Annotated in this window: 8 protein-coding genes; all 8 read right to left on the bottom strand. The window is 65.5% G+C overall.

Going from position 1 to position 12,763, the window contains the following annotated elements:
- Positions 1 to 49 precede the first annotated feature (49 nt).
- Genes LUU92_RS28295 through LUU92_RS28330 form a run of 8 tightly spaced genes read right to left on the bottom strand, consistent with a single transcriptional unit; the run spans position 50 to position 12,759 of the window.
- Positions 50 to 1,759 (bottom strand): formylglycine-generating enzyme family protein, encoded by a 1,710-nt coding sequence (locus LUU92_RS28295; RefSeq protein WP_071488085.1) that lies wholly within the window; start codon positions 1,757 to 1,759, stop codon positions 50 to 52.
- Positions 1,752 to 2,936 carry an ABC transporter permease family protein gene (locus LUU92_RS28300; RefSeq protein WP_071488086.1) on the bottom strand — a complete coding sequence of 395 codons (1,185 nt, stop codon included), beginning with the start codon at positions 2,934 to 2,936 and terminating at the stop codon, positions 1,752 to 1,754. The genes LUU92_RS28295 and LUU92_RS28300 overlap by 8 nt, the downstream gene beginning before the upstream one ends.
- A complete protein-coding gene (locus LUU92_RS28305) occupies positions 2,936 to 3,640 on the bottom strand; it encodes an ABC transporter ATP-binding protein (RefSeq protein WP_071488087.1) in 705 nt (234 codons plus the stop codon). Before LUU92_RS28305 ends, LUU92_RS28300 begins: the two co-directional genes overlap by 1 nt.
- The gene (locus tag LUU92_RS28310; protein WP_071488088.1) at positions 3,640 to 6,606 is read right to left on the bottom strand and encodes a serine/threonine-protein kinase; all 2,967 of its coding nucleotides are present in this window, start codon (positions 6,604 to 6,606) and stop codon (positions 3,640 to 3,642) included. The genes LUU92_RS28305 and LUU92_RS28310 overlap by 1 nt, the downstream gene beginning before the upstream one ends.
- Positions 6,603 to 7,322: a PP2C family protein-serine/threonine phosphatase gene (locus LUU92_RS28315; RefSeq protein WP_071488089.1), complete on the bottom strand. Its 720-nt coding sequence runs from the start codon at positions 7,320 to 7,322 to the stop codon at positions 6,603 to 6,605. The genes LUU92_RS28310 and LUU92_RS28315 overlap by 4 nt, the downstream gene beginning before the upstream one ends.
- Entirely contained in the window at positions 7,323 to 7,976 is a 654-nt protein-coding gene (tagF, locus tag LUU92_RS28320; protein ID WP_071488090.1) for a type VI secretion system-associated protein TagF, read from the bottom strand.
- Complete coding sequence (gene tssM, locus LUU92_RS28325) at positions 7,973 to 11,473, bottom strand: type VI secretion system membrane subunit TssM (protein WP_257102941.1); 3,501 nt, start codon at positions 11,471 to 11,473, stop codon at positions 7,973 to 7,975. The genes tagF and tssM overlap by 4 nt, the downstream gene beginning before the upstream one ends.
- Positions 11,470 to 12,759, bottom strand: a complete 1,290-nt coding sequence (locus LUU92_RS28330; RefSeq protein ID WP_222540655.1) for a DotU family type VI secretion system protein — start codon at positions 12,757 to 12,759, stop codon at positions 11,470 to 11,472. The genes tssM and LUU92_RS28330 overlap by 4 nt, the downstream gene beginning before the upstream one ends.
- Positions 12,760 to 12,763 lie beyond the last annotated feature (4 nt).

A 12,763-nucleotide genomic window follows, 5' to 3' on the forward strand; every position in this document is an offset into this window, starting at 1 on the left:
CGGCCCACCGCCGCCTGAGTCCCTTCCAAGCTCGCTATACAGCCAGCGCTCATCGCTGACCGCTCGCTGCGAGCAATTCCTTCAAGATCGTTGCCGGGTCGGCCCGCTGTTGCTTGCGGTAGTTGCCGACATGGCGAACGAACAGTGTTGCGCGCGTCACCAGGCTCTTGCCGAGCACCGGCTTGCGATCCAACTCTTCCTTGATCCGTTGAAACTGCGCCTGGATCACCGCATCGGTGTAGCGCGTGCCGGTGGCCAGGTTATCGATATAGATCGCCACTGCGCCGTCGAGGGCGCTGCGGCCATTGGTAATGGCCATCTCGAACAGTTGCGCGCTGGCCGCGTCCTTGTTGTCCAGGGCCTGCTGGCGACTCTTCTGCAGGTTGGCCAGGCGGATGTTGTAGTTGGCGATGGTCTCGGCCACCAACGCGGCCGACTGAATCAGGTTGCCCGCCGCTTCTTCGCGTTGCTGGGCGATCAGCGAGACGTTGCGCTTGAGCTCTTCGTTGACCAGCCCCAGCTCGGCTTGCAGTTTGGGATCGACGCTGGCGGCGATGATGCTGTCCAGACGCTTGGTCGGGTCCTGGGCGTCGTCGATGGCGTCGGTCAGCGAGGCCAGGCGGCCCTCTTTCTGCCATTGGGCGAACAGCTCCTTGTAGCGCGAACGTGGCGCCGACAGCGCGCCGATCGCCACGCGGAAACCGGTGGTCTCGTTGCTCTGCTCGGTGCCATCGGCGGCAAACAAGGGGTATTCGCGACGCATGCCGGTGAACAGCGTGCCCTCGCCTTCCAGGTAGTTGCCGCCCTTGACCACAAAGCCACCGTAGGTGCCCTGGCGGCGCCCGGCGTGGACCAGTTGGAACGATTCCTGGACCATTTCCGCGGCGTTGCCGATCACATCGAACATACCAATCGGATTGGGCAATTTGGTACCGATGGGCATCAGGCGCGCAGCCTGGCCGGTACCACCGGCGACCTGGTTGAACACCGCGTAATCACTGAGCGGGCCGTCGCTGTCGCTGCCGTCGACACGGCGCGGGAACAGGCGCCCTTCCAGGTCCTGGCGGCTCACCGCATGACCGCCGCGCGCAGCGAACTCCCACTCCACTTCGGTGGGCAAGCGCACAAAACCCAATCCGCCGTCATCCGCCGAGGAACCACGGCCACTCACCGGCAGCAAGTCGCGGTGGTATTTCATCAGCCAGGCGCTGTACACCGCCGAGAAGCGCTCGGCTTCAAAGCGCGACAGTTTCACCTTGGGCAGGCGCCCGGCCATGCCGGTCGGCGCATCGCACGCCGGCGCCGGTTCGCCACTGGCCAGGGACTGCGCCTGGGACATCACCTGGGCGTACTGGCGTGCGGTCACTTCGTACTTGCCGATGAAGTACAGCATGGGCTTGAGCGGGGTCTTGGCGTCGGTCTTCGGCATCAACGGCGCGATGACTTTGTTCCAGTCCTTGGGCAGGTCCTTGAGGGTGAACTGGCCATTGATGAAGTCGCGACGGTAGCCGGAAATAAACGATTGCTGATAACCCGCCTCGCCTTCGGCAAAGGGGTAGCCGAGGCTGATCTCGCGGTCATCCAGGGTGCCCTGGGCCAACACGTAGGCGTAGCGGAACACCATGTTGCCTTCACAGGGCAACGGCAGGCTGACGTCGCCTTCCAACGGCTTGGGGTTGTCGAGCTTGTCACTCGCCTCATCGGCCCAGGCCATCGAGGCCAGGGTCAGCGCCACACAGGCGCCCAGCAACTTATACATCTCTGATTCCTTCAGAAGCCTGGATCCGCGCCACTCGCCAACCACCACACGCCGCCGCCACGGCGCTGACGCCGAGGACTGCAACCAGGGCCAGGCCGTAATGGCGCGCCAGCAGGTGGCTGGCGTGTTCGCCCGGCACCTGCACAAATAATTCATTCAAGCCCGACTCGGCCAGGCCATACAGCCCGGCACTGAGTACGGCGGCGAAACCCGCGCTGTACAGCGCCTGCACCACCACGAATAACAACAACCCACCGGTGGAAAACCCCAACAGGCGCAACACTGATAACTCCCGCCGCTTACGCGCGACGCAGGCCAGGGCGCCGGCAAAAATGGCCGCAAACGCCCCCGCCAACGCCAGCCCGCAGATCACCCAGAACACGATCGACAGGTTGCGGCTCAACGACTGCACCTGCGCGATGGTCTGCGCCTGGGTCGACACCAACAGGTTCTGCCCCGCGAAGTACACCCGCAGCGGCTCCACATCGGTAAGGTTGCGGGCATACAGGCGGAACGCCGGGTACACGCGCTGCTCACTGACGCCTACAGCCTCCCCGTCCCAACCCAGGGCTGGCACTGCGCGGCCATCGCGGTAATCTTCCGCCGCTTCCAGCAAACCCAGGTCGGCAAACAAACCGTCACGAGCAAAGGCTTCCAGCGGCAACACCGCCAGCACCTGCACGCGCGTGCGCTGGGCTTCGACGCGCCCGGCCACTTGTCGTGCAAAGCTGGTTTCCAGCCAATCGCCAGGCCGCGCCGCCAGCTTTTCGGCGGCGGTGTGGCTCAGCACAATCTGGTCCAGGCCCTTGGGCACCGGCAGGCCGGCCAGCAGTGGGTCACCGGACGCGGTCGGCAGCATCTCCAGGGCCAACGTGCCCACTTGCGCCGTCGCCGCAATCTGCCGCGTACGCGGTATGGCGAACGCCACCTCACTGCGCTCGCCCAGTTGCTCGATAAACGCACTGCTGAATCGACCACCGCCCAGCGGAATAATTTCACGGGTGGCGGGGTCGGTCTGCAAACGTTCGGTCAAACTGCTAACCAGTCCAAATTTCAGGCCGAATAACACCAGCAGCGGCGCGATCACCGCCACCAGCGCCAGCACCGAACAGGCCGACAGCCAGGCATCGTTGCGGTAATCCTGCCAGGCCAGCGACGCCACCAGACCGATGCGCATCAGCACACCTCCCCGAGGGTGGCGGTGACGCCGCCATCGGTGTCGCGACGGCAACTGATGCGCCGCACCTGCAAGCCACTGGCGCGGGCCAGGGGCTCGTCGTGGGTGGCGATCACACAGGCCGAACGGTGTTCACGGGCCTGGGCCAGCAATGCGTGCATCACGCGCTCGGCATTCAGGGGGTCGAGGGACGCCGTCGGCTCGTCCGCCAGCACCAGTTGCGGCGCATGGGCCAGGGCGCGGGCACAGCTGACGCGCTGGCGCTGCCCCACCGACAGCGCCGCCGGTTTCTTGGCCAACTGGTCGCTGATCTCCAATTGCTCGGCCAGGCGCACCACGCTGCCATCGTCCTTCAAGCCCAGCAGTTGCCGGGACAAGGCGATATTGCCGCGCACATCGAGAAAGCCCAGCAGGCCGCCGGTTTGCAGCACATAGCCCAAGTGCTGGCTGCGCAGCGCGGCCAATGCGGATTGCCGATCAGTGCGCCACAGCCCGGCAATGTCCTGCTGATAAAACTCGAACTGCCCGACCTGATCCGGCGCCAAGACCAGCGCCAGCAGGTCGAGCAAGGTGCTTTTGCCGCAACCGCTGGGCCCGACAATCGCCACTTGCTCGCCCGCACGCAGCGCCAGCGCCGGGATCACCAGGCTATAGCGCTGGCTACCGACGCCCCGGCTCTTGTGCACCGCGTTCAGGGTGAGCATCACGGCAACGTCGACAACGGAACGCGGTACAACGCATCGCCCGGCTCGGCATCGCCGAAACGGACCCAGTTGGCCAGGTCATTGTGGAAGGTTTCGTAGAGGCGGATTTTCGAGTCCAGCTCGTCAATAAAGTCTTCCTGCTCGGCCACGCTCAACGACAACCACAGGTCCTGGGTCATGTTCAGCGATTTGCTGCGGTACGGCAGGCCTTCGAGGTATTCGCCGAGAATGCCGCCGTCGGCCAGATTGCCGCCCTTGCGCAGGGCCTGCGGGTCCCGGCTCATGTAGGCCGAGGCACTGGCGATTTCCTGGAAGAAGTCCTTGGGCGAGGTCTGGGTCTTGCGCGCCGCGTCGACGATCAGTTTCAGTGACTGCTGCAGATCGTTGAGCTGCAACTTGGTCAGCATCACGCACACCTGGAACGCCGGCAGTGCCGGGTTGGTCAGGTCGCGGTCGGCGGTCCAGGCGCTGACCAGTTGCGGCGCCTGGCTCGCGGTTTTGCGGCCGAGGAAATCCATGTGCATGGCATAGCCGACCGCTGCGGACTTATCCGCCAGGCTCGGTGCGCTGCTCAGCAACGGGACCGGCTGCGGCGTGTTGCTGCGCACCTGATGCACAAGGTTGGCGAACACCGTGCCGATCTCATCCACCCGCTCGCCGAGCTTGCGCACATCGCCACCGGGCACCGCGGTGTACAGGTCGCCAATCTGCGGGTTGGCGTCGGCAGTGAGAATGCGGTACTGGCTCTCGGCACCGGCGTGGGTTTTCTTGCCGGCGTCGGTGCGCAGGTGCAAGGCGTAGATCTTGATCTGCTTGCCCAGCGCGGCCTGGCGCACTTCGGCTTCGTTCATCTGGGTGGCGGCGAACGGGTCATTCTTGCGCAGCGCACCGGCGTCGGTAACCAGCAGGATGATGCGCCCGCCATAACCGGACCAATCCATGCCGTCTACCGCCTGCATCACCCCGGCGAACGCATCTTCGTTGAAGGAGTGGCTGGACACGGTGGACGCCTTGACCTGGCGCGCCATGTCGAGGAAGCGTTGCGGATCGCGGCCCTGATCGAGGCTGATCAGAGTCTTGGCCACGTATTCCAGGCCCGGGGTTTTCTTGATGCTGCTGCGAAAACCGACCATGCCGAAGCTGACACTGTCCAACTCGCCGCGCTCGGCGATGCGGGTTTGCAACTCGTGCACCACATCGCGGATCTGGTCGATATAGGGCTGCATCGACACGGTGGTGTCCACCACCAGCACCACGGCCGTGCGGAAGGCATCGGCGTTGGCATTCATCACCGGCGTCGCGGGTTTGGCGGCCGCGCTGCTGCCGGGGTCGATGGAGGCGACATTGAGTAACTGCACCGGTTGGCCGTTTTCGTCGAAGCTCTCTTTGGAGTCGAAGATCGGCAACAGGTAGAACTGGTTCTGCGGGACGGCGCTGGCGGCAGGCTCCAACGCGAGGATCTGGCTGTTGTCTTCGCTGTTTTTCTGCGCCTTGGCCAGCACGCCTTTGGCGGCGGAAGGGTCAGCCAGCAGTTTTTCCACTTCGCCGGATTGGCGCAGGAACATCACCGGCGCCCGGCCCGAGCGCTCGGTGAATTTCAGCACCAGGCTCTGCTTCCAGTCGCTGACTTGAGACGCAGGCAACCAACCGTCGCTGCGCCCATCGGTGGCGGCGCCGACACGCACCCACGGGCTGCCGTCGACGTCCTTGCGCTGGTACACATAGAGCACGGAAAACGCCGGCAGGGCCTTGCCTGGCGCGCTGCCCGCATCGGTCGAAAGCTTTGCGCCCGGCTTGCTGAGCACGCGCTGGAACAGGGTCTTCTTGCCGGCCATGAGCAACGGGCGTTGGCCGCCATCCGCTTCGGCGACCGCTGGCGGCGGTGGCGTGACTTTCGGCACCTCGGCAGCGGGCGGTTTGACCACCGGCTCGTCGCTACCGCTCAACCACCAGTAGCTCGCACCGCCAATCGCCAGTGCAACCGCCACTGCAACCGCCGCCAGCGCCAACACCGGCCCACGGCGCTGCTCGCTGTGCTGGGTCGGCGGCACCACCGGTTGGCGCACCGGCTGGGGTTTATCACTGGGAATCTCGATGGACTCCGGGGTAATGCCCGCCAGGTCGAAACTCATCGGAATCGGCAACGGCCGCACCAGGGTGGCTTCCGGAGAGTCCGCCGGCAGGTTGTCCAAGGCGCGCAACAGCGCCGCCGCATCCGGGAAACGCTCAGCCGGGTCCTTGGCCAACAGCTTGCGCAGCACGTCCTGATAACGGCCATGGTGCACCGGCAGTTCCGGCAGCGGTTCGGTCAGGTGCGCCAGCGCCGTGGAGAGTGCATCGGTGCCGGTGTAAGGCAGCTTGCCGACCAGAATCTCGTACAGCACCACGCCCAGCGCATACAGGTCGGCGCGGCCATCGATCTCCTGGCCCCGCGCCTGTTCCGGGCTCATGTAGCTGGGGGTGCCCACGGCAAACCCGGCCTGGGTGAATTGCGTGCGGTCATCCAGCGACTTGGCGATACCGAAGTCGGACAGCACCGCCGTGCCATCGGCACGAAACAGGATGTTCGCCGGTTTCACATCGCGGTGCACCAGGCCCTGGGCGTGGGCATAGCCCAGCGCCGAGGCGATCTGGCGGATCAGCGTCACGCCCTGCTCCGGTGTCATGCCGGCGGCGATGCGCTCCTTGAGGGTGCCGTTGGGCAGGTATTCCATGGCCATGTAGTACAGCTCACCGACATTGCCGATGTCATGGATGGTCACCGTGTGCGGGTGCGACAAGCGCGCCAGGGTCTTGCCCTCGCGCAGGAAGCGCTCGCAGAAGGTTGGATCGGCCGCCAGCGCCGCCGCCATCACCTTCAACGCCACCTTGCGCTCCAGCGAGCGCTGCGTCGCCAGGTACACGCTGGCCATGGCGCCTTCGCCGATCTCGCCTTCGATGTCATAACCGGGGATGACGATGTTCATGGCGATACCTTCACGACAAGGGCGGTGATGTTGTCCGGCGCGCCCCGGTTGAGCCCCAGGTGCACCAGGCTGCGCACGATTTCATCCGGCGCGTCGTGGCTGAGCACATCGCGGATTTCATGGTCTTCGACGGTCTTGTTCAGGCCGTCGCTGCACAGCAGGTAGCTGTCACCGGGGGCGATCAGCAGGTCGACCACCGCCAGGTCCAAGTGGGCTTCCACACCAATCGCACGGGTGACGATGTTGGCGCGCGGGTGCGTACGCGCGTCGGCTTCGCTGAGCAGGCCGCTGTCCTGCAGGTCCTGGACGTAGCTGTGGTCGCGGGAGATGCCTTCGAGCACGCCGTCGCGCAGGCGGTACAAGCGACTGTCGCCGGCCCACAGGCACACACCGCGCAGGCCACGGGCGGCCAGCACCACCACGGTGCTGCCCATCATGGTTACGCCACGGTTGGCGGTTTCTTCGCGCACGGCTGCGTTGATGCGCAGCAGGTCATTGCGCAGCGCTGCCGTGTATTCATCCAGGGAGCGCCCCACCGGCACGCTGCGCAGGCTGTCGACGATCAGGCTGCTGACATAGTCGCCCGCCGCATGCCCACCCATACCGTCGGCCACCACCCACAGGCGGTTTTCCGGCAGGTCCAGGCAGGCGTCTTCGTTGACCTGGCGGACCATGCCCACATGGCTTTTGCTCGCGGATTTGTACGTCGACCCCATCTACACCACACCTTCTTGTCCGAGCAAAAACTGCGCAAAATCGCTGGCGGCAGGCAGGCCCTGACACCGCAGCAAACCAGGGGAAATACGTTGCGAACCACGCCCCCACCACAGGCTCGCGCCGTCGCAGGCCTGTTCGGCCAGGGCCGTCATGCGCTGCTGCGGCACGGTCGCGGCCACCCGCTGCAGGCCGGCGAAACGGCTGTCCACGGCACGCGGCTCACTCGCCGGCAAGCCCAGGCCATCGAGGCCTTCGTTGAAACCTTCAAAGGTCGCACCGGTATCCAGGGTGCTGAGCAACAGCGCCTCGGCCTGCTCGAACCAAGTGTCCGGCCCGCCCACCAGGGAGGCCGGATTGGTGTCGTGATCGAGCAACGCCACCACCGCCAGCGGGAAGTAGCGCCCCACCCGGTCAATGCTCGGCATCACCACGCCCGCCGCCGCATCCGGCCCGCACACGCCCGGCGCCAGCACAAAGCGCCACAGCGGGCTGACCAGGTAAGTATTGAGCCATTCACCGCCGAGGCTGTTCTGACTGGCCAGCAAACCCGCCGCCAGCCAGCTGTCCCACGGGCCGATAAAGCTCTGGGGCAAGGCGCGGCTGACAAAGTCGCCACGGCTGGCCAACTTGCCGTAGAAGCCCAGCGTCGTCATAGCCGCTCCGGCAGGCTGAAGCCACTGAGCACGCGGCTCTTGAACGGGTTGAAGGCGCTGTTGGCGCGCAACTCGTAGGCAATGCTCGCACCGTCGACGCGCAGGCGCAGGTTGAAGCGGTCCGGTGAGTTGCCGGCGGTGAGGTCCGACTGCTCCAGCAAGCGGAACCACGCCCACGGCCCGTCCAGGGTCACGCCGGAACGGCCACTGGCCGAGGGCGGCATGATGGAAATCCGCACCACGCCAATGCTGCCGGGGTTCGGCCATTGCATCGCCACCGGGCGGCTGGGGCCGTGGTCGTAGCTCAACTGCTGGCCGTCCAGGTCCAGCAGGAACTGGGTGATGGTCGGGTCCATCGATACCGGCTTGAGTTCAAACCGCACGATTGGCTGGGTGCCACCGGAGCGGAAGAACGCATCGCGGATCGTCGCGGCTCGCTGGAAGGTTTGCAGCACGCCCGGAGCAATGCCGAGCTTCTGTGCCGCGCCCGGCTGCCAGCGCCAGGTCTGCGCCGAGGTGTCCACGTAAGGCTGCAGGTATTTGCGGAAGTAGTTGTCCATCACTCCGCCCACGCCGAAGAACTGGCCGAAGTCATCCAGGGTGGCATCCCGTGCGCTGCCCGGCGACATCGGGTAACGCCCGGCCAGGGACTGGCGATACACGTTGACCACTTCGCTGACCCAGGCTGCGTTCAACTGGTTACGCACACCACCCATCATGCTGTTGGTGGTGGAGTTGACCACCGACTTGACCATGCCTTGCACCAGCGGCGGCTGGCGCTCGGCATTCAGACTGACCCGAGTCGCCGCAGCCGCCGCCTGGTTCTTCGCCTCGCCGAGCAACGCATCGCCGCTGGCGCCAACCATGGCGCTGACCTGCACATACAGCGCGTTCATGTCGGTGAGCAGGCCGTCGATAGCCGCCGGTTCGCCTTCGTTCTTGCTGACGATGCTGTTGAGCTGGGCGAAGTGCGCGGTCACCGGATCCTCCGCCGCCGCAGGCGCATTGGCCGTCGGTTGCTCCTGGCCGAGCAGGCTGCCCAGGCGCTCCTTGAGCTTGTCGACGCCCCCTTCTACCGGCACGCCTTTGGCGGCCAGTTGTCGCTCTTCGGCTTGCAGGTCGGTTTCCTTGGCCACCGCCACCAGCAGTTTTTTCAGCGGCGAGGTCGGGCCGGAAATTACCCGCAGTACATCGGCCGCCTGGGCCACGCTGGTGATCGGCACAAAGTCGATGTCCGCCAGCAACGCATCCCACTGGCGCTGGTAATCCTGGAAATACAGGCGCCGCACATCGGCGGCCAGGCTCACGACGTTCTGCTGGTCAGCCTGTTCGTTGCCCAACACCCACTGTTCTTCAGCGAGGGTGCCGGTCTGGTTCAGGCTGCTCAGCAGGAACGCCTGGCGATAGCCCTTGGCGGTGAAGAAGCCACTCAACGGCTCGCCCAGCGGCTTGCCGCTCTTGCGGCTGAACACCAGCGCGGCGTCACGGCCGGCGGCTTCGTTGAGGCGAAAGTCCGGGATGCCCTCGGGCAGTTTCTGGCGCTTGACCCGGTCATATACGCGCTGGGCCACTGGCAGTTGTTGCAACTGGCGGCGCAGGTCGTCGATCAGCCGTTGATCCAGGCGTGCGTTCGGCGGGTGGCGTTCGAACAGCGACTGCAAGTGCCCGGCCAATGCCTGGCGCTGATCCGCCGGCAGGTCGCGGGGCAGGTTGCGGTCCCAGTCCAGGGCGATCCAGGCCTTGATGAAGTCCGGGTCGTAATGCTCGGCGTCAGCCAGCATCAGGTAAGCCTTGAGGCCTTCGTAGAGGAAGTCGGAATTGCCGCCGCCGTGCAGTTGTTCTTCGATGCGCGTCACCAGGCGTGGCGCGAACACCGCGATCAGCAGCTTGCGGTAGACGCTGGCGGACTCGGCTTCAAGCATATCGCCCTGATACAGCCCCAGGCCTTCGGACCAGCTCGGCGAATCGCCCGCCAGGTTTTTCACGGCGTTGAGCAACGGCAGCACGGCGAGCACTTCGCGCTGCGCCGGGCTCAGGTTCTGTACGGTCTGGCCCAGCGGCGCGACTTTCTGGTCGACTTGGGCGATGTAGGCCTGGTTGGCGCGGTAACTCACCCACCACAGGCCGCTGACCACCACGACCAATGCCACAGTGGCGGCCAGCACACCCCGCGCAATCCACTTGCGCCGCCGCTCGACCTTCGGGTTCACCCCCACCAGGCCACGCTCGGCAAACGCCACGGCGGTGAAGAGTTTTTCGATGAAGTAGCTGCGCCCGGTGCCGCTCTGGCGCGCCAGGTGCTGGCGGTCCAGGTTCATGCTCTGGGCCATGGCGCCGATCAGGCGGTCAATCGGGCTGCCTTCCTGGGTGCCGCTGGTGAAGTACACGCCGCGCAGCAACACGCGCTCTTCAAAGGCATTGGGTTTGAACACGCCTTCGAGGAAGCTTTGCAAGCAATCCTTCAAGGCGCCGAACTGCTGCGGGAAGCCATAGATCAGGTCGCGCCGCGCCGGGTCGCGCTCCTGTTGCAGGCGTTCGACCAGGCGTTCGTTGAGGCGCTGTTCCAGCCCGGCGAACTCGCTTTGCAGGTGTGCCAATGGGCTGTCGCTGTTTTTGCCATCGTCCAGGGCAAAGGTCATGCCCCACACCTGGGCGCGTTCCTCCTTGCTCAGGTTGTCGAAGAACTCCATGAAGCCCGGCACCAGGTCGAGCTTGGTCAGCATCAGGTAGATCGGGAAGCGCACGCCCAGTTGGGTGTACAGCTCCTGGATACGCAGGCGGATGGCAGCGGCATGGGCGGCGCGCTCGGCGTCAGTGCCCAGCAGCAGGTCCGACAGGCTGATGGCGATAAACGCACCATCGATGGGGCGACGTGAGCGCTGTTTTTTCAGCAGGTCGAGGAAGCCCAGCCATGCGGCCTTATCCACCGTGGAGTTGCTGTCCTGGGTGGTGTAGCGGCCCGCGGTGTCGAGCAGCACGGCTTGATCGGTAAACCACCAGTCACAGTTGCGCGTACCGCCGACGCCACGCACGGCGCCGGCGCCCAGTTGCGCGGCCAACGGGAAATGCAGGCCGGAATTGACCAGCGCGGTGGTCTTGCCCGAACCCGGCGGGCCGATGATCACGTACCACGGCAGCTCGTAGAGGTTGCGGCGCTCATCACCACCGAGCTTGGCCTTTTTCAGCAGGGCCAGGGCCTCGTCCATGCGCTGGCGCAGGGTGGTGAGTTCTTCGGCGGTGGCGACGCTGTTGGGGTCGGCCGGGGTTTCGGCGGCCAGGCTGCGCATCACTTCGGCGGCCTGACGGCGCGCTTGGATGATACGGAACACGCGGTAGGCCAGCCACACCGCGAATACCATGATGATCAGCGCCCAGCGCCGGCCTTCCGGTACCAGCACGTCGAGCAACGGCCCGACAAACCAGATGATCAGGCTCAGGGCAATCAAACCCAGCACGGGGATCACCCAGCGAATCATGAAACTGAAAAACGCCTTCACTCGACGCCCTCCGCCAATACGGTGATTTCAACCCGACGATTGCGGGCACGGCCTTCGGCAGTGGCGTTGGTCGCCACCGGCTCGGTGTCGCTGCGGCCCTCGGCACTGAAGCGCTCGGCCTGGCCGGTCTTGGCCGCCAGGATCTCCAGCACCGACTTGGCCCGCGCTTCGGACAGCGCCCAGTTGGACGGGAAGCGCAGCGTGGCAATCGGGCGGTTGTCACTGTGCCCGGTCACCCGCACCTGGCCCTTGACCTTGCGAATGGCGTCGGCGATACGCAGCATCAGCGGCTGGTAGTCGTCGACGATGCTGGAACTGGCGGAGGCGAACAGCTCATCGCCACGAATGGTCACCACGGAACGGTCGACCGCATCCTCCACCGCCACGCGGCCGGCCTTGATGTCTTCCACCAGGAAGCCCGCCAGGCGCGGGCGCTCGATGACTTTGGGCTGCGCCACCGGACGGTCGATGGCTTGCACCGGAATCTCGCCCAGGGCATGGATATTCTTGAACACCGGCTCGGCATCCGCCGCCAGCTTCAGGCGCAGGCCGAACAGCAACGCCAGCAGCAACGCGACACCGATGGCCACGGCGATCCAGGGTGGCATGAATTGCGCCAGGCGATCGCGCGCCACGGTCACGCCGCGCCAGTGCGGCGACAGCTCACGCTCATGCTCGCCACGCGCACTGCGAATGGCCGCGGCGGTGCGTTCGCGCAGGGTCTCCAGCTGGCTGCGACCGTCGTTCATTACGCGGTAGCGGCCTTCGAAACCCAGGCACATGCACAGGTACAACAGCTCCAACAGGTACAGGCGTTCCCGTGGGCTTTGCAGGCAGTGGTCCAACAGTTGGAAGACTTTTTCGCCGCCCCAGGCCTCGTTGTGCACGGTGATCAGCAGGCTCTGCTTGCCCCAGTCACTGGTGCTGCCCCAGGGCGTGCTCAACACCGCCTCATCCAGAGCAGTGCACAGCGCGTAACGCGCCAGAAGCACTTCGTTACGGGCGATGCCAGCGGCTTCGGCACGCTCTTCGAACTGGCGCAGGTAGGCCAGCAATTGTGCGCGCAAGCTGGCCGGCGCCGGGTGGGCGATGGTGTTGCGCAGGCGCGTCAGCAGCGCCAACAGCGGGCCGGCGGCACTTTCCAGCGGGTTGAGGCCGTGGCTCTTGCCGGTGAGCATCGGTGCGGCCGGCATGGCCAGGGGCGAAGCTTCGGCACGCACAGGCTCCGGCGCCCGGCCACCCGGACGCGGCATGAACTGGGTGCGGTCATCATCATTGGGATGCATCGCG

It is taken from the genome of Pseudomonas extremorientalis (assembly GCF_024584605.1).
GTDB lineage: Bacteria > Pseudomonadota > Gammaproteobacteria > Pseudomonadales > Pseudomonadaceae > Aquipseudomonas > Aquipseudomonas extremorientalis.